Source organism: Micromonospora sp. CV4 (assembly GCF_003667455.1).
Lineage (GTDB): Bacteria > Actinomycetota > Actinomycetes > Mycobacteriales > Micromonosporaceae > Micromonospora.
In genome coordinates this window covers 38,313-57,458 of the sequence record NZ_RCVI01000405.1, presented here as the reverse complement: position 1 = coordinate 57,458, position 19,146 = coordinate 38,313, and the positions used below count along the sequence as shown (strand labels likewise).

General features: G+C 73.1%; 20 protein-coding genes and 1 tRNA gene. 9 read left to right on the top strand and 12 right to left on the bottom strand.

Annotated elements, in window-relative coordinates:
- Positions 1-80: 80 nt before the first annotated feature.
- Positions 81-500: a hypothetical protein gene (locus EAD98_RS27915; RefSeq protein ID WP_121656998.1), complete on the top strand. Its 420-nt coding sequence runs from the start codon at positions 81-83 to the stop codon at positions 498-500.
- Positions 501-580: 80 nt separating this feature from the next.
- Here the strand turns inward: EAD98_RS27915 and EAD98_RS27910 are convergent, their stop codons facing one another.
- Entirely contained in the window at positions 581-2,875 is a 2,295-nt protein-coding gene (locus tag EAD98_RS27910; protein WP_121656939.1) for an ATP-binding domain-containing protein, read from the bottom strand.
- Between the two features lie 159 nt (positions 2,876-3,034).
- On the opposite strand from EAD98_RS27910, the gene EAD98_RS27905 reads away from it, so the two are divergent.
- Positions 3,035-3,670 (top strand): SGNH/GDSL hydrolase family protein, encoded by a 636-nt coding sequence (locus EAD98_RS27905; RefSeq protein WP_121656938.1) that lies wholly within the window; start codon positions 3,035-3,037, stop codon positions 3,668-3,670.
- A gap of 102 nt (positions 3,671-3,772) precedes the next feature.
- On the opposite strand, the gene EAD98_RS27900 is transcribed toward EAD98_RS27905, so the two are convergent.
- A complete protein-coding gene (locus tag EAD98_RS27900; RefSeq protein ID WP_121656937.1) occupies positions 3,773-4,900 on the bottom strand; it encodes a sigma-E factor regulatory protein RseB domain-containing protein in 1,128 nt (375 codons plus the stop codon).
- A 95-nt stretch (positions 4,901-4,995) separates the two neighbouring features.
- On the opposite strand from EAD98_RS27900, the gene EAD98_RS27895 reads away from it, so the two are divergent.
- Positions 4,996-5,652, top strand: coding sequence for a response regulator transcription factor (locus EAD98_RS27895; protein ID WP_121656936.1), 657 nt, complete (start codon positions 4,996-4,998; stop codon positions 5,650-5,652).
- 149 nt (positions 5,653-5,801) lie between these two features.
- Positions 5,802-7,166 carry a cell wall metabolism sensor histidine kinase WalK gene (locus EAD98_RS27890; protein WP_121656997.1) on the top strand — a complete coding sequence of 455 codons (1,365 nt, stop codon included), beginning with the start codon at positions 5,802-5,804 and terminating at the stop codon, positions 7,164-7,166.
- Positions 7,167-7,186: 20 nt separating this feature from the next.
- On the opposite strand, the gene EAD98_RS27885 is transcribed toward EAD98_RS27890, so the two are convergent.
- Both EAD98_RS27885 and EAD98_RS27880 read right to left on the bottom strand, forming a co-directional pair.
- Positions 7,187-8,878: a tetratricopeptide repeat protein gene (locus EAD98_RS27885; RefSeq protein ID WP_121656935.1), complete on the bottom strand. Its 1,692-nt coding sequence runs from the start codon at positions 8,876-8,878 to the stop codon at positions 7,187-7,189.
- A 57-nt stretch (positions 8,879-8,935) separates the two neighbouring features.
- Positions 8,936-9,397 (bottom strand): MarR family winged helix-turn-helix transcriptional regulator, encoded by a 462-nt coding sequence (locus EAD98_RS27880; protein ID WP_121656996.1) that lies wholly within the window; start codon positions 9,395-9,397, stop codon positions 8,936-8,938.
- A gap of 49 nt (positions 9,398-9,446) precedes the next feature.
- Here EAD98_RS27880 and EAD98_RS27875 point away from each other — a divergent pair, with 49 nt between their 5' ends.
- The gene (locus tag EAD98_RS27875; RefSeq protein WP_121656934.1) at positions 9,447-9,968 is read left to right on the top strand and encodes a VOC family protein; all 522 of its coding nucleotides are present in this window, start codon (positions 9,447-9,449) and stop codon (positions 9,966-9,968) included.
- A gap of 24 nt (positions 9,969-9,992) precedes the next feature.
- Entirely contained in the window at positions 9,993-10,883 is an 891-nt protein-coding gene (locus EAD98_RS27870; protein ID WP_121656933.1) for a hypothetical protein, read from the top strand.
- A 69-nt stretch (positions 10,884-10,952) separates the two neighbouring features.
- Here the strand turns inward: EAD98_RS27870 and EAD98_RS27865 are convergent, their stop codons facing one another.
- The 4 genes from EAD98_RS27865 to EAD98_RS27850 all read right to left on the bottom strand — a co-directional run bounded on the left by EAD98_RS27865 (position 10,953) and on the right by EAD98_RS27850 (position 13,263).
- Positions 10,953-11,132, bottom strand: coding sequence for a DUF4236 domain-containing protein (locus EAD98_RS27865; protein WP_121656932.1), 180 nt, complete (start codon positions 11,130-11,132; stop codon positions 10,953-10,955).
- 139 nt (positions 11,133-11,271) lie between these two features.
- Positions 11,272-11,808 carry a GNAT family N-acetyltransferase gene (locus EAD98_RS27860; protein ID WP_121656931.1) on the bottom strand — a complete coding sequence of 179 codons (537 nt, stop codon included), beginning with the start codon at positions 11,806-11,808 and terminating at the stop codon, positions 11,272-11,274.
- Positions 11,808-12,263, bottom strand: a complete 456-nt coding sequence (locus EAD98_RS27855) for an Rrf2 family transcriptional regulator (protein WP_121656930.1) — start codon at positions 12,261-12,263, stop codon at positions 11,808-11,810. The genes EAD98_RS27860 and EAD98_RS27855 overlap by 1 nt, the downstream gene beginning before the upstream one ends.
- 43 nt (positions 12,264-12,306) lie before the next feature.
- A complete protein-coding gene (locus tag EAD98_RS27850) occupies positions 12,307-13,263 on the bottom strand; it encodes a helix-turn-helix transcriptional regulator (RefSeq protein ID WP_121656995.1) in 957 nt (318 codons plus the stop codon).
- A 209-nt stretch (positions 13,264-13,472) separates the two neighbouring features.
- Here EAD98_RS27850 and EAD98_RS27845 point away from each other — a divergent pair, with 209 nt between their 5' ends.
- Complete coding sequence (locus tag EAD98_RS27845; RefSeq protein ID WP_121656994.1) at positions 13,473-14,249, top strand: glucose 1-dehydrogenase; 777 nt, start codon at positions 13,473-13,475, stop codon at positions 14,247-14,249.
- A gap of 115 nt (positions 14,250-14,364) precedes the next feature.
- Here EAD98_RS27845 and EAD98_RS27840 read toward each other — a convergent pair whose 3' ends face one another.
- Positions 14,365-14,796 carry an SsgA family sporulation/cell division regulator gene (locus EAD98_RS27840; RefSeq protein ID WP_007457244.1) on the bottom strand — a complete coding sequence of 144 codons (432 nt, stop codon included), beginning with the start codon at positions 14,794-14,796 and terminating at the stop codon, positions 14,365-14,367.
- A 273-nt stretch (positions 14,797-15,069) separates the two neighbouring features.
- Between EAD98_RS27840 and EAD98_RS27835 the strand changes: the two genes are divergently transcribed.
- Together EAD98_RS27835 and EAD98_RS27830 are read left to right on the top strand one after the other, a co-directional pair.
- The gene (locus tag EAD98_RS27835; protein ID WP_233584000.1) at positions 15,070-15,720 is read left to right on the top strand and encodes a TIGR02611 family protein; all 651 of its coding nucleotides are present in this window, start codon (positions 15,070-15,072) and stop codon (positions 15,718-15,720) included.
- 50 nt (positions 15,721-15,770) lie between these two features.
- A tRNA-Val gene (locus EAD98_RS27830) sits at positions 15,771-15,842 on the top strand.
- 78 nt (positions 15,843-15,920) lie between these two features.
- Here EAD98_RS27830 and EAD98_RS27825 read toward each other — a convergent pair.
- Genes EAD98_RS27825 through EAD98_RS27815 form a run of 3 tightly spaced genes read right to left on the bottom strand, consistent with a single transcriptional unit; the run spans position 15,921 to position 18,900 of the window.
- A complete protein-coding gene (locus tag EAD98_RS27825) occupies positions 15,921-17,141 on the bottom strand; it encodes a site-specific integrase (RefSeq protein ID WP_121656928.1) in 1,221 nt (406 codons plus the stop codon).
- Positions 17,141-17,338: an excisionase family DNA-binding protein gene (locus EAD98_RS27820; RefSeq protein ID WP_121656927.1), complete on the bottom strand. Its 198-nt coding sequence runs from the start codon at positions 17,336-17,338 to the stop codon at positions 17,141-17,143. The genes EAD98_RS27825 and EAD98_RS27820 overlap by 1 nt, the downstream gene beginning before the upstream one ends.
- Positions 17,335-18,900: a replication initiator gene (locus EAD98_RS27815; protein WP_121656926.1), complete on the bottom strand. Its 1,566-nt coding sequence runs from the start codon at positions 18,898-18,900 to the stop codon at positions 17,335-17,337. The genes EAD98_RS27820 and EAD98_RS27815 overlap by 4 nt, the downstream gene beginning before the upstream one ends.
- Positions 18,901-19,146 lie beyond the last annotated feature (246 nt).

Genomic DNA, 19,146 nt, shown 5'->3' with positions numbered 1-19,146 from the left:
CGACCTCCGGGTCCCGGCGGGTTTGGTCGGCCGGTGGTCGGGCACGCAGTCAGTTCCACAGCTTCTGCGAGGTGATGGACGTGCGTGAGGACGACATGCGGCAGGAGGCCGCCCGGCGGGCGGAGGACCGGATCGCCGGCGGCGTGTACGGCGAGGGCGCCCTCGACGAGGTGACGGTGCCCCGCACCGATGTGGAGAGCCAGATCCAGCGCGAAGACCCGGACGATCCGGCGAAGGTGCGGGTCGATCCGCAGGTGCTGCGAGACGGCGGCCCGGTCGGGGGGCAGGGCGCGGTGACCACCACCGGTGGCACCGCCGGCCCGGCCAGTGTGCGGCGGGTCGCCCGGCAGCCGGAGCGGCACCGGGGCAAGGTGGCCCCGACGACGACCGGCGACGCCACCACCGGTGGTCTGAGCACCCCGATGGGCGGCGGCACCAGTGACCAGTCCACGTCCGCGACCGGGCCGTCCAAGTCCATCCAGGACACGTCGAGGGACTGACCGGCGGAGCACGGTCCGCCTGTCACCGCCCCCGCCGATCGGTTGATCGGCGGGGGCGGCGTGGCTCCGGGCCGCTCAAATCAGCGGCTGGGGCGCAGGATGCCGAGGCGTTGGGTGGCGCGGGTGAGCGCCACGTACAGGTCGCTGCGCCCGCGCGGTGACTCGGCCACCATCCGATCCGGGTCGACCACCAGCACCGAGTCGAACTCCAGCCCCTTGGCCTGCGCGACGGTCAACACCACGACCCGGCTCTCCAGCTCCGGATGCTCGCCCACGGCGGCCTCCGGCAGCGCCGCGGTCAACGACGCGCCGAGCGCGTCCACCCGGCCGGCCGGCACGATCACGCCGAGACGGCCCTCGGCCAGCCCGGCCGCCTCCCGGGTGGCCGCCGCCACCAGCTCCGCCGCCAACTGGTCGTCGGGCACCGTGCGGTCCCACGGCGGTACGCCGCTCTCCCGCACCGAGCGCGGCGGCCGCAGCGCCGGGTCGATCTCGGCCAGCACGTCGGCGGCGACCGCCATGATCTCGGCCGGCGTGCGGTAGCTGACGGTCAGCTCGGTCAGCCGCCACCGCTGCGCCACGTACGGCGCGAGGGCGTCCGCCCAGGACGGCGTGCCGCTGAGCGCGCCGGTCTGCGCCACGTCCCCGACGATCGTCATCGACCGGCTCGGGCAGCGGCGCATCAGCAGCCGCCACGCCATCGGCGACAGCTCCTGCGCCTCGTCCACGATGACGTGGCCGAACGCCCAGGTCCGGTCGGCGGCGGCCCGCTGCGCGGTGGTGAGGCGGTCGGCCTCCTCCTGCCGCTCCAGCAGCCGGTCCGCGTCGATCAGATCGGTCACGCCGAGGATCTCGCCGCCCTCGGCCTCGTCCTCGACGTCGATCGAGCGGGAACCCCGGGCGATTTCGAGCACGCCCTCGGCGTACTCCCGTTCCAGCATCCGGATGCGATCCCGCCGGGCGGCGGCGGCGCGCTCGTCCTCGCCGAGCAGCTCGGCGGCCTCGTCGAGCAGCGGCACGTCGGCCGGCGTCCACCCGCCCGGCTCGCGGTGCAGCAGCGCCCGCTCGTCGTCGGTGAGCATCGGCGCGGCCGTGGCGATCCGGTCCGGGTCGGCGTACAGGTCGGCGAGCAGACGCTGCGGGGTCAGCACCGGCCACAGCCGGTCGAGGGCCGCCTGGACCTCCGATTCCTCGCGCAGCTCCCGGCGGATCTCGGCCCGGTCCGCCTCGTCGAGCAGGTTGTCCCCGCCCAGCGGGTCGGCGCCGATCCGCTCGGCCACCTGGTCGGCGAGCGCGTGCACGATCTCCACGTCGAACAGCGCCCGGGCCAGGTTGTGCGGACGGTCGACGCGACGCACCCGGTCCCGGGCGACCCGCACGATCTCCGGGTCGAGGGTCAGCGTCTCCCGCTCGACCTCGATCTCCAGCGGCTCGTCCGGCACCCACTGCCGGTCCCGTACGGCCAGCGCCAGCACCTCGGCCAGCACCGCCCGGCCCTTGAGCGCGGCGGTCTCGGCCGACTCGGTCCGTTGCGCACTGACCCCGGGAAAGAGATCGCCCTGGGTACGCAGCAGCACGCCGGTCTCGGCCAGGGTCGGCAGCACCTGGGAGATGTAGCGCAGGAACGTCGCGTTCGGGCCTACCAGCAGCACACCACGGCTGGACAGCTCCCGCCGGTGTGTGTAGAGCAGGTACGCCGCCCGGTGCAGCGCGACCGCGGTCTTGCCGGTGCCCGGGCCGCCCTGGACGACCATCACCCCGGGCAGGTCGGCGCGGATGATCCGGTCCTGCTCGGCCTGGATGGTCTCCACGATGTCCCGCATCCGGCCGGTCCGGCCGGCGTTGAGCGCGGCGAGCAGCGACGCCTCGCCGGTCAGCTCCTCGTGCGCGCCCGGGGCGGCGGTGGAGATGTCGAGCACCTCGTCGTTGAGGCCGGTCACCTTGCGCTGCCGGGTGCGCAGGTGTCTGCGGCGGCGTACGCCCTGCGGGCTGGCGGCGGTGGCGAGGTAGAACGGGCGGGCGGCGGGAGCCCGCCAGTCCATCAGCAGCGGGTCGTAGTCGCCGCTGGTGTCGAAGATGCCGATCCGGCCGATGTAGTGGCGCGCGCCGTCGTCGCCGTCGAGGCGGCCGAAGCACAGACCGTTCTCCACGGCGGAGAACTGCTCGACCTGGTCGGCGTACATCTGTACCGAGCTGTCGCGCTGGGAGCGGTCCTGCAGGGTGCCGCCGGTGTTGCGCAGCTCGCCGGTGAGCCGCTCGGCGGCCTGCTCACGCAGTCCGTCCAGCCGGTCGTAGAGCATCGAGACGTACTCCTGCTCGCGACCGATCTCGTCGTCGAGCGGCAATTCGCCCGAACCGCCGGAGTGCCTTGACAAGCCGTCTCCCTAAAGATTAGAATCTCTTGCAGGAACGGCTTTGTAGCCGTTCTTTTTTGTGCCCTCGAACTGCCCTCGAACTGTTGAAGATAGCGCGTCCCGCTGGCCTCGACCAAGCTGGCCGAGTCGGCGCGCCCGGTGATCGCGAGGTGGCGGCGGATGATCCTGCGGACCGGGCAACGGGTGGTCTTCATCGGCGACAGCATCACCGACTGCGGCCGGCGGGACACCGCCAGGCCCTACGGCGCCGGCTATGTCAGTCTCGTCCGTGCCCTGGTCGGCGCCCGCCACCCCGAGCTGGACGTGGAGTGGATCAACCGGGGCGTGGGCGGGGACACCGTCCGCGATCTGGCCGCCCGCTGGGACGACGACGCCGTCGCCGAGCGTCCCGACGTGCTCTCGGTCATGATCGGCATCAACGACATCTGGCGGAGCTACGGCGACCGGCCCGACGAGGCCGTCCCCATCGACGAGTACGAGCGCACCCTGCGTGACCTGCTCCGCCGCGCGGTGGGTGCCACCGGCTGCCGGCTGGTCCTGGCCGACCCGTTCCTGATCGAGACCGACCGCAACGATCCGCAGCGCGCCGACACCGACCGGTACTGCGCGGTGGTCGCCGCGCTGGCCGCCGAGTTCGACGCGGTGCACGTGCCGACCCAGGCCGCGTTCGACCGGGTGCTCGCGGTCAGCCCCGCGAAGCGCTGGGCCGACGACCGGGTGCATCCGCACCTGCCCGGCCACGCGGTGCTCGCCGACGCGTTCCTCACCGCCCTCGGCGTGACCGCCACCTCCTGACCCGGGCCCGCTGACGGTCCGCTCCGCTCGACCGTGGCGCCCACCGCACACGGCGGCGCCGGGCCGACCGATGGGTCGACCCGGCGCCACAACACCGGGAGATCAGCCGCGGGCGACCTGGTAGAGCCGCTCCGGGGTCACCGCGCCGGCGAGCAGCCGGCCGTCGTCGGTGAGCAGCACACTGAACAACTTGCTGGTGAGCAGCCGGCCGCTGCCCCAGTCACCCTTGACCGCCTCGAGCCCGCCGAGCAGCTTCGACACGTCGACGTCCGGCGTACCGGCCGGCTTGTCGCCGGCTGGCTTCTCGACGGCCGGCCTGCCGCCGACGGCACCGTCGAGGCGGGCGACCAGCACGGTGGCCCAGCCGGTGCCCACGGCGCGCACCTGCGGATCACCGGTCGGCTCGGAATGGCCGGGCCTGACCGCGGGCGGCCGCTCGGCCGACTCCTCGGTCACGGTCACACCGGGCGGCGGGTTGAAGGTGAACTGGTCGGCGTCGGGACGCCGGTAGTCGACCTGGGTGAAGGCCACCTCGAACGCCGGCTGGTCGCTGCCCGTGGCGAGCACCTCGAAGCGCAGCGGCACGTGCTGCTTGGCGTCGATGGCGATCCGCAGCTGGTGCACCAGCGAGTCCTTGTCGCGTGGCTGGAGCACCAGCTCGTACGCGTCCCGACCGGCGACCGTCGCCGACCGGCCGACGCTGACCTCGGTGCTCGGGTCGATCGCCCGCAACGCCAGGTCGGCCGCCTCCTGCGGGGTGGCCGGCAGGCTCGGCGCCGCCTCGGGCGCCGGCTTCTCGGCCCTGACGTCGCCCAGCGTGGCGTGCTTGGCGGTGTTGCCGCGGCTCTCCCAGGTCCACACGTCCCGGCCGTTGCGGATGATGTCCCGCTCGCCGAGGGTGTCCAGCAGCGCCACCCGCTGCCGCTCCGGGCCGGAATACCAGACCCGCAGGGTGTGCGTGCCGGTCAACAGGGTGGTCAGGTCGTTGCCGGGGACCAGCCCGACCAGCGGCGGCAGGCCGAGGTCGGCGCGCTGTACGACGGTGCCGGACAACCCCTCCAGCCGGGAGGTCTGCAGATCGACCAGGAGCTGGGCGGCGGTGCGCGGCGGCAGGCTCGGTTCGGCCTCGGCGGCGAACGTGCCGATCGCCGCGCCGCCACCGATGACGGCGACGGCGGCGGTCGCCGGGACCAGCCAGCGCAGGACGGGACGGCTTCTCAGAACGGACATGTGGGCACCTCCTGCGACCATCCTGCCCGCTCGGCGCTGTGAACACGCTGAGGACGCCGATCCGCCGGCTTTGAACCAGGTGGCACCCTTGAGGCGTGCGGTTGCTGGTGGTGGAGGACGAGGCCCGGTTGGCGGCCGCGCTGGAGCGCGGGTTGCAGGCGGAGGGGTTCGCGGTCGACGTGGCCTCGACCGGCCCGGCCGGGTTGGACGCCGCCCGGCACGGCGGGTACGACGCGATGATCCTCGACGTGATGCTGCCCGGCCTCTCCGGTTACGAGCTGGTTCGGCGGCTGCGGGCGGAGGAGCACTGGCTGCCGGTGCTGATGCTCTCCGCGAAGGACGGCGAGTACGACCAGGCCGACGGCCTGGACTGCGGCGCCGACGACTACCTCACGAAGCCCTTCTCGTACGTGGTGCTGCTGGCCCGACTGCGGGCGCTGCTGCGCCGGGGCGCGCCGGAGCGCCCGGCGGTGCTGGCGGTCGGCGACCTGCGGCTGGACCCGGCCCGGCGGCGGGTGACCCGGGCCGACGCCGAGGTGGCGCTGACCGCGCGGGAGTTCGCGTTGCTGGACTACCTGATGCGCCGGCCCGGCCAGGTGGTCTCCAAGATCGAGCTGCTGGACCATGTCTGGGACGCGAGCGTGGAGACCGCGCCGAACGCGGTCGAGGTGTATGTCGGCTACCTGCGTCGCAAGCTTGGCCGGGACCGGTTGGAGACAATCCGGGGTGCCGGCTACCGGCTGGCGACGTGAGCACGGATGCGCCGGCCGACCTGACGACCGGCGAGCCGCCCGCAGCCGCCGCGGCGACCGCCGACCGCCCGGCGACCTCCACCGGTCCGGGGCCCGCGGGGCGGCCGTGGCGCAGCCGGTTGCCGGTGCTCGGACTGCGTGGCCGGCTCATGGCGATCGGGGTGTTCGGTCTCGCCGTGGGGCTGGCCCTCGGCGGTGTGGTGCTGCTCGGCGCGCTCGGCTACGTGCTCCAGCGCACCGTGGACACCGAGGCGTTCCGGACCGCCGACGCCGTCGCCCTGCTCGCCGCCGAGGACGCGTTGCCCGACCCGCTGCCGGTGGCCGGCGGGCAGGTCCGCGTCCAGGTCATCGACGCGCAGGGGCGGATCCGGGCCGCCTCGATCGACGCGGACCGGCTGGTCCCGATGGTCCGCCCGGAGCGGCTGAACGGGGACCGCCGGCAGCGGCTGGAGGTGCCGGCGGAGCGCGCCGGGCTCGCCGGCCCGGTGCGGGTGGTCGCCGTGCCCGCCGGCACCGCGGCCGACCCGCTCACCGTGCTGGTCGCCCGCTCGATGGCCGACGTGCGGCACAGCACGCACGTGGTCCGGACCATCCTGCTGGTGGCGTTCCCGCTGCTGGTCGCCGTGCTGGCGGCGGTGGCCTGGCGGGTGGTGGGCGCCACTCTGAGGCCGGTGGAGGCCCTGCGCCGGGGCGCCGAGGAGATCACCGGGAGGGCCGGGACCGGACGACTGCCGGTGCCCGCCTCGGCCGACGAGATCCATCGGCTGGCGGTCACTCTCAACGGGATGCTGGACCGGTTGGAGTCCGCCCGGGCTCGGCAGCGGGCGTTCGTCTCCGACGCGGCACACGAGTTGCGCAGCCCGTTGACCAACATCCGGACCGAGCTGGAGGTGGCCCAGCGCCTCGCCAGCCGGACGGACTGGACGGCCGTGACCGCCAACCTGCTCGCCGACACGGACCGGCTCAGCCGACTCGTCGACGACCTGCTGCTGCTGGCCCGACTCGACGAGACGCCACCGGCCCGGGGGACCGGCCCGGTGGAGCTGGGCACCCTGCTGACCGAGGTCGCCGCCCGGTACCCGTCGCCGCCGGTGCGGGTGGCGCCGCCGCCGGGCCCGCTGTGGACGGTGGGGAACGCCGACGAGCTGCGCCGGGTGCTGGCCAACCTCGTCGACAACGCGGTGCGGCACGCGTACGGCGCCGTGCTGCTCGCCGTGGAGGCGACACCGGCCGGGCACCCGGAGGCGGCGTACCACCTGGTGACGGTGACCGACGACGGCCCGGGGATTCCGGTGGCCGACCGGGAGCGGGTCTTCGGCCGGTTCACCCGCCTGGACGACGGGCGGGCCCGCGACGACGGCGGAGCCGGCCTCGGCCTGGCCATCGTGTGGGAGTTGGTCCGCCGTGCCGGTGGACGCATCGCGCTGACGGACGGCGACGACCAGCGCGGGCTCCAGGTACGTCTGCTGCTGCCGGCACTGCCCGTCGACGAGGAACCACGGGACGGCGGCTGACCGGTCGTGGCCCAGCACGCTCAGCGGCGGCGGGTGCAGACCTCGTCGGCGCTGGCCACGGTGTCGGTGGACCAGACGACGGCCACCGTGAAGCAGTAGTCGTTGGCGCGGTTGAGCGCGTAGACGACGAAGCTGGTGGCGCCGGCGGGCAGTGTGGCGATGGCGTTCTTGCCCTGGCCGGCCCGGCCGGCGGAGACGACCACCGGTCCCTCGCCGCCGGCGGGGTAGGTCCACCGCAGGGCGATGTTGTCCCGGTTGTCGCGCAGGGCCACCGCGCCCGGTGGGGTGCCCGGCGCGGCCGCGGGCGGTGCCGCGCCGGTCGGCGAGGCGCTGGCGCTGGCCGGCGTGCCCGTGCCGGTCGGGCCGGGGCTGGGAGAGCCGGTGTCGGGGCCGGGAGGCTGATCGTCCCCGACCCGGGCCACACCGGCGATCACGGCCGCGGTGCCCAGCAGCACCACGACCACACCGGCCACCAGCACCGGCACCAGCCGGTTGCGCCGCGGCGCCGAGGCCCGGTGTACGGGCACCGGCAGCAGCCGGGACGGTGTGTACGGCTCAAGCGGCGCGTACGGATCCGGCGGCGCGTACGGATCCGGCGGCGCGTACGCGCCGTACGGCTCGGCCGGCGGGCCCGGCTCGGCCGGCGTGCCCGGGCGGTGCAGCCGGTACACCCCGGGCGACTCCTCCGCGCCGCCGGTGAGTCCGACCACGGACGGGGGGACCGGTGTGTCGGTGGTGTGCCGAGCGGGCTCGTCCGCCGGACCGGGTGGCCACGCGAAGCCCACCGATCCACCCGGTTCGTCGGCCGGCGACCGTGGATTCGGCACCGCGCCGCCGCCGGCCACGGCTCCATGACCGGCCAGGGCCTCATCGTCGTCGATCTCGGGGCCGGCCGTCGTCGGGTCGACGTGCTGCGGCGGGGGGTCCGGCGGGTGATAGCCGGACTGGACCGGCCCGTCGGCGTGTGACGGGGTCCGGGCGGCCGGTACCACCGGGCTGTCCCGGGGCGTCTCGTCGGCGCAGACGTGGTCGGGGTTGGCCGCCGCCCGGGCCAGCGCCGCCACCTGTGCGGCCAGCGGGTCGTCGGCGGTCAGGTGCTGCCGGCACAGCTCGCGGGCCAGCGCCAGGTTGTCGTGCGCCTCGGCGAACTGCCCACAGTCGCGCTGCATCGCGCCGAGGCGGGCCAGCATCTTGATGCCGCTGGGATGCCCGTCGCCGTACACCTCGCGGTGCAGCTCCCAGGCGTCCTGGAGCCGGTCGCGGGCCACCGTGCACTGGCCGCGGGCGTACTCCACGGTGGCCAGATCGGCGTGCGCGGCGAGCACCCGCAGCGACTCGGGGCCGTCCTGCGCGGTCAGCTCGATGATGACTTCCTGGTAGAGCCGGGCGGCCCGGGAGTGGCTGCCTACCCGGTGCAGCACCGCGGCCAGGGTCGCCGCGGCGGCCACCGTGCGCGGGTCGGAGCGGCCGTGCAACCGGGTGGTGGCCGAGTACGCGAAGGCGGCCCAACCCCGGGCGGAGTGCGGCTCGCCGAGCGCGACCAGCACCCGCGCCTGGAGGCTGGCGGCCTCGGCGAGCTCGGGGGTGGCGTTGGCCGGGCGGGGGTCGGCGTCGGTGAGCGCTTCGGAGAGCAACCGCTGCGCGCCGGCCAGGTCGCCGGCGGACACGAGGTGGTGCGCCTGATCAGTCAGTTCGCCGAAGCCGGAGGGCACGCCCCATCGTGCTCATCCGACGACGGTAAGTACAAGACCCGCGCCGGTGTCGATCGGTCAGGATCTCCTCAGGTGCTCGGCCAGCGTCTCGCTGATCCGGCGCAGCTGGTCGACCTGGGCCGGGCTCAACGCGTCGAACAGGTGCCGGCGTACGCCCTCGACGTGGCCCGGCGCGGCGGCGGCGAGGGTGGCGAAGCCCGCGTCGGTGAGCAGCGCGACCTGCCCGCGCCGGTCGGTGGCGCACTCCTCGCGGTGGACCCAGCCGGCCGCCTCCAGTCGGGCCACGGCGTGCGAGAGCCGGCTCCGCGAGGAGCCGGTCGCCTCGGCCAGGTCGCTCATGCGCAGCCGCCGGTCGGGGGCCTCGGAGAGGCGGACCAGGATTTCGTAGTAGGCGTGCGGCATCGATGCGTCGCGTTGCAGCTCGCGGTCGAGCGTGTCCATCAGCGCGCGGGAGGCGGTGAGGAACGCCCGCCAGGTGCGCTGCTCGTCGGAGTCCAGCCAGCGGGTCATGACCGTCATCATACCCGCAATAGTTGAGGGCTCAACTAAACCGCGCTAGTCTGGGGTCATGGGAATCCACCGGCTCAACCACGCGGTCCTCTACGTCAGTGACCTGGCCCGCAGTGTCGCCTTCTACCGTGACGTGCTGGGCTTCCGTCCGGTGCCGATGACCCCGGACGGCTTCCGGGGCGCCACCTTCCTCCAGGCGCCCGACTCGACCAACGACCACGACCTCGGTCTGTTCGAGATCGGCGCCGGCGCCGGGCGGTCGACCGCCGGCCGGGCCACCGTCGGGCTCTACCACCTGGCCTGGGAGGTGGACACCCTCGACGAGCTGGCCGCCACCGCCGAGCGGCTCTCGGCCGCCGGCGCTCTGGTCGGCACCTCCGACCACGGCACCACCAAGAGCCTCTACGGGCAGGACCCGGACGGCCTGGAGTTCGAGGTGGTCTGGCTGGTCCCGGCCGACCGGCTCGACGACGACGCGCTGGCCGCCCGCAAACGCATCGGCCGGCTCGACCTGGCCGCCGAGCGGCAGCGCTACGGCGGGCAGACCCGGGGCGGGGTGGGGATCTCCGTCCCGGCCTGACCGGCCGTAGGGTAGAACGGACCGATGTCGACCGACCGGACCACCGACTTCCTCCGCGAGCTGCTGGTCCGCCAGTTGACGACCTGGCTGCCCGCGGCCCTGCACCGCTCCCGGCGGGCCACCATCGCCCTTGCCTGGACCGGTGACGACGCCGGTGGCGCGGAGGCCGCCCTGCGGGTGGTCGCCGGGCACGCCGACCAGGCGCGCGGCCGGCGGGTGACCGTGCTGGTGCTGGCCGACGGCGCGGCTGACCTGCCGACCCGGCTCGGCCCGGTCGAGGCGGAGCTGCCCGCCGAGGTCACCGTGCACCTGCTGCCGGGCGTACCGGATCGGCTGCCGGTCGCGGTGAAGGCGGCCGGCGCCGCCGGCTCCCCGCTGTTCTGCTTTGTGGACCTACCCGGCGCCGTGACCCCGAAGCTGCTCACCGCCGCGAGCAACGGCCGCTCCGGGGAGGTGTTGCTGCACGCCGGCAGCGGCGCCCGCGACGCGCTGGTCGCCGCCGGCTTCCCCCTGGTCGCCGAGGTGGCGCCGGTGCTCCCGGACGGCGCGGCGGCCGGCGTGGTCGCGTTCGGCAGCCGCTCGGACCGGAGCCTGGAGGCGGTCCGCGAGGCGCTCTGGGCCGTCGGCGCGGACCTCGACGTGCGCCTGGAAGACCCGGCCGACCCGGCGGGCACACCGGTCGACGTGACCGGCGATCCCGATCCGGAGCCCCTGGCCCGCGAACTGCTGGCCGAGCTGCGCCGCAGCGGACCGCGGCCGGTCACCGACCTGCGCCGGCATGCCCTCACCGCGACCGTCTACCGGGCCTCCGACGCCATCCGGGCGCTCGACGGGCTGCTCGACGCGGGCGACGTGCGGCGCGAGCGCGAGGCCGGTCGCCTGGCCGGCGACGAAATGATCACCGCGACACGCTGACCGTGCCGGGTCACGGACGCCGAACGGGGTGCCGGTGAATCACCGGCACCCCGTTCGACTCCCGGGACGCTACGACCGGGACTTGTCCTGCTTCCAGGACAGCGGACCCGGCAGGTCGACCCGGTGCGCCCGAGCCTTGGAGTTCCAGGACCAGCGGCCGATCTTGATGCTCCACGAGGAGAAGCCGTTCTCGGTGAAGTTCAGGATGATCGGACCGATCTTCTTGCGCTTGCGAAACATGAGGCCCATCGGAGGACTCCCCTCGTCACCGTTCCCTGCCGTGTCGAGATCGAACATTCCCGAACCGACGAAATCCGAAACCCAGTCGGTGTCCGGCCTGGACGGTCACCCGGTGCGGCGTCGGGTCTCCATTCAGGAGACGCGCGACTCAGGAGCTGCGCGGTGAGCCGGCCGGGTCGGTGTCCCGGTCCAGCGCGAGGACCTGGGTGACGCTGCCGTCGGCCTCGGTCACGTCCTGTTGGTGGACGAAATTGAGCTTGGCCAGCAGTCCGAGCGAGGCGTGGTTGGCGTCGGCGACCGTGGCGTACACCCGGGGCAGGTCGAGACGGTTGAAGCCGTACCGGACCAGTGCGGTGGCCAGTTCGGTGCCCAGGCCACCACCCCACGCCGGCCGGGCCAGCGCGTAGACGAGCTCGTGACCCTCGACGTCGTCGGTCCGCTTGATCTCGGCGTGCCCGATGTAGCGGCCGTCCCGGCGGACCGCCCACACGTCGAAGAGGTCGTCGGCGTAGACCCGGCTGAACACCCGCCCGAACAGGTCGGTGGCGTCCGCCACGGTCAGCGGCCCGTCACCCATGAACCGGCCCACCTCCGGGTCGGCGAGCAGCGCGACGAAATCCTCGGCGTCGGCCGGTTGGTACGGCTCCAGCAGCAGACGGTCGGTGCGCAGGGTGGGGGTGGGCATCAGCGGGGCTCCCAGGCGTCGGGCAGAGCGGTGAGCTTGCGGACGTGGGCCGGCAGTCGACCGCTGACGATCTCGGCGAGGCTCACCTCGTCGACCACCCGACGGACCGCGGCGCGGACCGCCACCCAGAGGCCGGGGAGGTTCTCCGCCGCGCCGTCGTACCGGGTCTCCTCCGGGCGCAGGCCGCGTACCCCGGCCAGCGGACCCTCCACCGCGCGCAGCACCGCGCCGACGGTCACCTCGCGCGGCGGGCGGGCGAGGGTGTAGCCACCCTCGGCGCCGCGCTGGGCGCGGACGATGCCGGCCCGGCGCAGATCGGCCAGGACCGCCTCCAGGAACTTGCGGGGCATGTCCTGCTCCGCGGCGATGGCCTGGGTGGACCGCAGCGAGGGGTACGCGGTGGCGAGGCTGAGCGCCGCCCGTACCGCGTAGTCGCCGCGCGCGGAGATCTGCACCCTGCCATCATGCCCGGCCGGCGCCGCTCGCTGGTCCGGCGGGTCAGCCGGGTCGGGTGGCGTGACCGCCGTTGGTCGGCTCGCCGGGGGTGCCGGGGCGGAACCGGCCCGCGTTGGCGTTCGCCGCCTCGGCCGGTGGTCGGGGCCGGACCACCCGGGCGGCGGCCGGCTGGTCCCGGGCGGCCCGGAACGCGCCGGGGCTGAGCCCGACCTCGCGGGTGAAGAAGCGGCCGAAGTTGGTGGGCTCGGAGAAGCCCAGCTCCCGACCGATCCGGGCGATCGGTTCGTCGGTCGCGGCGAGCAGCCGGCCGGCCTGCAACGCGACCCGCTCGTCGATGACCTGCTTGGCGCTGCGCCCGGTGACGGCCAGGCAGGCCCGCGTCAGGGTGCGGACCGAGCAGCCGAGCGCGGCGGCGTAGTCCTCCACGCGCCGGGTGTGCTGGTAGGCGTGCTCCACCTCGCGGCAGAACCGGTGGAACGTCTCCACCTCGGGCCGGCCCGCCGACCGGTCCCCGCCGGGCAGGGCCAACCGCAGCAGCAGCACGGCGAGCTGGTGGCGGAGCAGAGCGCGGCCGGCGGGCGTGTCGCGATGCCGCTGGCAGTCCACCGCCAGTTGGCTCACCTCGCTGATCACGGCGTCCTCGTCCTCGCCGGCCAGCTGCCGCCAGGTCGGCGACGCGTCCGGGTCGACGTCGAGACCGCGCAGCGCCTCGGAATCCCAGCCGACCACGGTGGCGTCGAACTGCGGGCCGGCGCAGCGGAGCACCTGACCGGCGCGGACCCGCAGCAGCGTGCCGGGCCGGCACGGCAGGAGGTGGAAATCCAGCTCGGCGTCGCCGTGCCCACGGCTGGTGAGGATCAGCAGCTCCCGTTCGACGAACACCGGACGGCGCCAGCCCCGGTCACGGGCCAGGTCGGCCAGCGCGAACGTGGCGATCTCGTCGGGGACGGGTGGCGCCGTTCCGATCGTTGCCGCAGGAAGGGGACCGGTGGAGACCATCGCCTGCGACGGTAGCTCGAAGCGCAGGTCACCGCATCCCGACCGCCGGTGCTCGTCGCAGGGGATCCGCCGCGCCGCCACGGGCTTGTCGCGGTCCCGGCGGCCGGGCTACGTTACCCGGCGGTAGCGCCGTCCGGTCCCCGGTCCGTCCGGCGCCCCGCCGGCCGCCCGCCGGACCGGCGGACCCGCCGACTCGCGATGGGATGGGCATGACGCAGCTGTTCTCGGTCGAAGGCAAGACGGTCCTGGTCACCGGCGGGTCGCGGGGGATCGGTCTGATGATCGCCCAGGGCTTCGTCCGGGCCGGCGCACACGTGCTCATCTCGTCCCGCAAGGCGGACGTCTGCGAGGCGGTCGCCAAGGAACTCTCCGCCGAGGGGCGCTGCGAGGCGATCCCGGCCGACCTGGGCGCCGACACCGGGGCCGAGTCGCTGGCCGCCGCCGTGCGGGAGCGCTTCGACCGCCTCGACGTGCTGGTCAACAACGCCGGCGCGACCTGGGGCGCCCCGCTGGAAAACTACCCGGAGGCCGCGTTCGACAAGCTCTGGGCGGTCAACGTCAAGGCCGTCTTCCGGCTGACCACCGCGCTGCTGCCGGCGCTGCGCGCCGCCGCCAGCGCCGACGATCCGGCCCGCGTCATCAACATCGGGTCGATCGACGGCATCCGGGTGCCGTGGATGGAGGTGTACGCGTACTCGGCCACCAAGGCGGCCGTGCACATGCTCACCCGCAGCCTGGCCCACCAGCTGGCCGGCGAGCAGATCACCGTCAACGCGATCGCGCCCGGCCCGTTCGAGAGCAAGATGATGGCGTTCGCGCTGAACGACCCGGCGAGCCGGGCCAGCATCGAGCAGCAGGTGCCGCTGGGTCGCATCGGGCGCCCGGAGGACATGGCCGGCACGGCCATCTACCTCTCGTCCCGGGCCGGGGCGTATCTCACCGGCGCGGTCATCCCGGTCGACGGCGGCATCACCACGCACGGCTGAGCATCGGCCGACCCGGGGGCGGGCGGGCCCGCGTACCCCGGGGGTGTGCCGGGGCCGCGCGGTCGGCAGATCCGCGCGGCCCCGTACTGGCCGGTGTTGCCCGGTCGGGCGGTGGTCAGCGACCGGCGAGCAGCCGGTTCACCGCCGTGTCGACGTCCAGGTGCTCGGCCTCCCGGCCGCGCGGGACGACGACGTAGGTCCGTCGAAGGAAACGCACCAGGACGCTGCGCGGCACCTCGAAGAGGGCGTTGCCGTCCGGTGACGACAGGGCCAGCGCGACAAAGTCGCCGCGCGGGGTGGCCCAGGGCCAGACCCGCACATCTCCGATGCCGGCTGGCTCGTCCAGGCCGGTGACGAGCAGTTCGCGGGCGAAGGACCAGCTCACCGCCTCGCCGCCGGCAGATTCGGCATGGAACAGGACATGGACCGCATACGGGTCAGCAGGGTCGTAACGCAGACTGGCACGCACCGGCAATGCGGTGGCGTCAGGCGCGACGAGCCTTAGCGACGTCTCGACCTCTACGGTCGTCGGTCGAATGACACTCATGGACGTTCTCCCCCCGGCACCGCTGCGGAACGCGCGTGTCCCGCTTTTCCCATACTCAGGTGCTACTCCTGGCTACGCTCCGCCATACGCTGACTTCACCCAGTGGTGGGAAGGGGGACGGAAAGGCCGCGTGAATGTGAGGATTCATGTAGGATTTCCGGTTCTGCCCAGTGCGTGATCCCGCCCGGCATCGGGTGGCTCAGTCGTCGACTTACTCCGGTAACGTCCAGTCGGCCGTTGCAGTGACGGGCCCGAGCGACACTGGGGGGTGAAATGGTCACGAACCGATCCTCAGTGGATCCGGCAGTGGCGTCCGGTCAGCCGAACGTCGCGGCCCGAGCAGCCGAAAAGCGGGGGTGCGCAGTGCCAATGGAGCAGCCTGAGCGGCCCGGTCGGCCGGCGTCCGACCCCGGCCGCCCCGGTGCCCGAGCAGCCGGCCGATCTGGTGGCGGTGATGCGGATCGCGCCACCGCGGACGAGGCCGGCGCCGCCGGTGGCGTCCTCGTCGTGGCGGACCCGCCGAGGCGCCCTCGCTGGCGGGAGCGGGTCTCCACCACCCTCGACCTGATCCGGGCCAACCCCACCGGCCGGATCACCCTCAAGATCTTCATTGCGATCGCCGGGGCGGTGGTCGTGACCATCGGCATCGCCCTCATCCCGCTACCCGGGCCGGGCTGGCTGCTGGTCATCGCCGGGCTGGGCATCTGGGCCGTCGAATACCACTGGGCCCGCCGGCTGCTCGGCTTCACCCGCCGCCACGTGCACGGCTGGACCAACTGGGCAAAACGGCAGTCACTGCCGGTACGAATCGCGCTCGGCTCCGTCGGCCTCGTCTTCGTGGGCGTGGTGGTGTGGCTGTCACTCAAGTACAGCCTCGGCATCGACGTGGTGGCCACGGCGATGCGGTACCTCGCGACGCACTGACCCCGGATTTCCGGTCTGGTTCCACGATCGGGTAGAGTCAGCGGCGCTGAGGGCGATTAGCTCAGTGGGAGAGCGCTTCGTTCACACCGAAGAGGTCGCTGGTTCGATACCAGCATCGCCCACGCAGGTCAAAGGCCACTTCCCGGCTTCGGGAGGTGGCCTTTCTGCTGTCGTACAGCAGTTAAGTACAGCAGCCGTGCTCAATGGCCGAGTGAATCGCCGAGGCGTTTGAGGGCGTCTCTGGTCGCCTTGTTCGATACCTGCGTGTAGATCTCCATCGTCACGGAGAAGCGGGCGTGCCTCAGAACCTGCATGGCGACTCTGGGGTGGACGTCGAGGTCGGCCAGGAGCGTGGCGCAGGTTCTTCTGGCGTCGTGCACGGTGATCGGCTTGACGTTCGCCTTGTCGCATCTGGTCTGCCAGGAGCGTTGGAAGTTGCGCGGCTCGATGGGTGTGCCGTAGCGGGTGGTCAAGACGAGTCCGCTTTCGTGCCACGCCTTGCCGGCGGCTGCTCTCGCCTCGTCGCGTTGTTCGCTTCGCAGTTTCAGGGCCGTGAGGCAGATGTCGGGCAGGGGGAGCATGGCGTCGGACGCCTGGGTCTTGGTGTCACGGTGCAGGAGTTGGCCGCGTACGCGTTGGAGCTGACGGCCGATGGTCAGTTCTCCGGCGTCGAGGTCGACGTCCTCCCATGTCAGTCCGAGGGCTTCGCCCTTGCGTAGGCCGGTGACGAGGACCAGGGCGTAGGCGGCGTAGAGCGGGTCGTCGTCCGCTCTCGCGGACTCCAGGAACTTCCGTGCCTCGTCACTCGACCAGGACTTGCCCCGCCTCCGGCGGACGGTGGCGAGGGTGACCGCGACGGCGGGGTTCTTGGTGATGAGGTCTTGGGCCTGGGCGTGGGTGAGGGCGGCCCGCAGCGCGGCCCGGATGTCGCTGACCGTGCGCGTCGACGGGAGGGCCTGGCAGCAGCGGCCGACCGCGCAGCAGCGCCGCTTGCGCTTCGGGCGGGCGGCGTCCTTGCCCTGGGCGCAGCACTGGCAGGTGCGGGCGACCTGGTTGATCCAGGTCTGCACGTCGCGGGACTGGAGCCGGTCGAGCCGCTTCGCGCCGACGCCGGGGGAGATGTATCGGCGGACGAATGTCTCGTAGGTGGCGTAGGTCAGGGGCGCGCGGTTCGGTTGGATGATCTCGTTGAGCCAGTAGGTGAGGAAGCTGCCAACCGTCGGAATGCTGGTCGCCACCGGCCCGGCCTTGGCCTGCTGGTGCAGCTTGATCCACTTGTCGTGCACTGCTTCGCGGGTCTTGCCGTAGACGTACTTCCGGGTGCGCCTGCCGTCCGGCTTGTTGACCCAGACGTAGGCGGCGAAGCCGTTGCGGTAGGGGAAGATCGAGCCTTCGCCGTTAGCTCGTGCGCGTCCGGGCATCAGGCAGCCTCCTGGCGCTCGACCTGTTCGCGGATGTAGTCGTCGACCCACTCCGGGAGGACGCGGCGGTACTTGCCGTCCTTGATAGAGCGCAGCTCGCCGGTAGCGATCTTCATCTTGACTTTGGAGATGCCGAAGCCGAGAAGGACGGCGACCTCGGTAGGGGAGTACCAGCGGGGGCGGAGGTCGTGGTTCATGCTGCGGCTCCGGTGAGCCAGGCTTCGTGGGCGAGTTCTTCCCGGCCGATGCGTCTGCTCTCGCGTCGCTGACTTGCGGCGGTGTTGGCGAGCAGGGCGTCACCTTCGGTGAGCCAGCCGGACCCGCTGTAGGTGAGGGTGCCGACGGTGATCGTGTCTGGCGGGTCGTCGTCCTCTTCGCGCCGGTAGGTGGCGCGGGTGTCGCGGAGCAGGCCGAAGGTGACGGAGTAGCGGCGGGCCTTGGTGAGGAAGTGGCCGCCGAAGCCGAGCATGTGCGCCCAGCGGCGCAGCCCGGCGTAGGCGTTCGGTTCCGTGTCAAGGCTGCCTTGACGGTCGCCGGCCGTTGTGGCGCCGCTGGCGGTGTCGGTGCCGGTGGGCCTGCCGAGGTGCCAGCAGGCGTCGATGAGGCGGGCGAGATGATCGCCTTCCGGATCGGCGGAGTCGTCGATGGTGGCAGGGGTGAGCCGGGTGAAGGAGCGCCCCGTGGATTCGGTGGCCTTGATGGCGTACTTGGCCAGGTAGGCGGCCACCTTGCCGTCGGTCAACTCGCCGTCGGCGGCGTTGATCCGTCGCACGTCGACCTGCTCGCCCCAGGCCACCACCCAGCCCTGCGGCCGGTCAGGATGCGGAGGTGTGGTGACGACGATCTGCCGCGTGGCGGCATGAACGGCGGCGTCCAGGTCGTCGACGGTGATGCCGGTCGGGGGCGGCACGAGAGCATCCGGGTCAGGGGCGACACCGTCGAGGCGCAGTAGGGCGTGGAAGTGCACGGCTGCCCGGCGTTGCATTTCGGCGACCTTGCCGTGCGACACCCGCACCGGTGGCACCCGTCGCACTTTGCCGGAGCCGGTGACGACCTGGACGAAGGGGATGCCGCGTCGGCGGCAGAGGGCGGCGAGGTGCCGCTCGATGGCCTGTTTGGTGCGTCGCCACAGCTCGCCGGAGAAGTAGTTCCAGACGACCTGGTGATCGTGGTCGTAGCAGTCCAGGCACAACGGCTGCCCAAGCCGCGGATCGTCGGCGTCGTGGCGGGCGAAGCAGGCCGCGTGCTGTCCATGCTGGCGGGTGCCGGCGGCACTTCGGGCGCGGCAGGGAGCGGGGCGGCAGTCGCAGCGCTGCCGGGTGGCGCAGGTGTGGCGGGAGACGTGCCGGTGGTGGACCGCGCCGAAGGAGGGGGCGGTGAAGGTGGCGAAGACGACCGGGTGTCGGCCGACCGAGTCGGGTACGCCCTTGCCGCCGGTCAGGCCGCAGCGGATGACCTGGTAGGCGTCACCGGCGTAGACCCAGGCGCAGTCTCGGCACTGCGACTCGCGGCGGTTGCCGCACGCCTTGTACAGCGCCCGGTCGGGCAGCTCGTCGGTCCGGAGTTGGCCAGTGATGCGGCCGGTGGTCGTTTCGACGGCCGCGATGGTGCCGGTGAGGCGGATTGGCTGGGCACAGCCGCCGGCAGCGGCAGTGTGCTCAAGCCAGCCGGAGAACTCCGGCGTTGCAGCGCGGTGCAGGGCTTGGGCGTCACGGCCGACGGCGAGACCGGGCCGGTACAGGGTGAGCGGGGTGGACACGGTCTTCTCCTTGGGAGGTGGCAGGGACGGGAGACGAAGCACCACCAGCTGTGGACGTTGGTCCGCTGGTGGTGTTCGTCGTGTCTCCTGGCACCGCCGGGAGGGCGGCTGACGCCGGAGGGCAGGTTCGTGGTGGTGCCACGTCCCGCCGATGGTTGTGTCCTCTCGCGCTTGTCGAGCTGGTGACGAAGGCCGGCACGGGTGGGGAGCCTGGGATGTCGGCATCCGACCGGTTGCCGCAGGCTG

Coding starts and splice junctions, on each gene's coding strand:
- EAD98_RS27835 (WP_233584000.1), top strand. CDS start 15,070: ATGGTCACGAACCGATCCTCAGTGGATCCGGCAGTGGCGTCCGGTCAG.
- EAD98_RS27870 (WP_121656933.1), top strand. CDS start 9,993: ATGTCGACCGACCGGACCACCGACTTCCTCCGCGAGCTGCTGGTCCGC.
- EAD98_RS27845 (WP_121656994.1), top strand. CDS start 13,473: ATGACGCAGCTGTTCTCGGTCGAAGGCAAGACGGTCCTGGTCACCGGC.
- EAD98_RS27900 (WP_121656937.1), bottom strand. CDS start 4,900: ATGTCCGTTCTGAGAAGCCGTCCCGTCCTGCGCTGGCTGGTCCCGGCG.
- EAD98_RS27820 (WP_121656927.1), bottom strand. CDS start 17,338: ATGAACCACGACCTCCGCCCCCGCTGGTACTCCCCTACCGAGGTCGCC.
- EAD98_RS27905 (WP_121656938.1), top strand. CDS start 3,035: ATGATCCTGCGGACCGGGCAACGGGTGGTCTTCATCGGCGACAGCATC.
- EAD98_RS27890 (WP_121656997.1), top strand. CDS start 5,802: ATGGCGATCGGGGTGTTCGGTCTCGCCGTGGGGCTGGCCCTCGGCGGT.
- EAD98_RS27865 (WP_121656932.1), bottom strand. CDS start 11,132: ATGGGCCTCATGTTTCGCAAGCGCAAGAAGATCGGTCCGATCATCCTG.
- EAD98_RS27825 (WP_121656928.1), bottom strand. CDS start 17,141: ATGCCCGGACGCGCACGAGCTAACGGCGAAGGCTCGATCTTCCCCTAC.
- EAD98_RS27875 (WP_121656934.1), top strand. CDS start 9,447: ATGGGAATCCACCGGCTCAACCACGCGGTCCTCTACGTCAGTGACCTG.
- EAD98_RS27860 (WP_121656931.1), bottom strand. CDS start 11,808: ATGCCCACCCCCACCCTGCGCACCGACCGTCTGCTGCTGGAGCCGTAC.
- EAD98_RS27850 (WP_121656995.1), bottom strand. CDS start 13,263: ATGGTCTCCACCGGTCCCCTTCCTGCGGCAACGATCGGAACGGCGCCA.
- EAD98_RS27840 (WP_007457244.1), bottom strand. CDS start 14,796: ATGAGTGTCATTCGACCGACGACCGTAGAGGTCGAGACGTCGCTAAGG.
- EAD98_RS27880 (WP_121656996.1), bottom strand. CDS start 9,397: ATGACGGTCATGACCCGCTGGCTGGACTCCGACGAGCAGCGCACCTGG.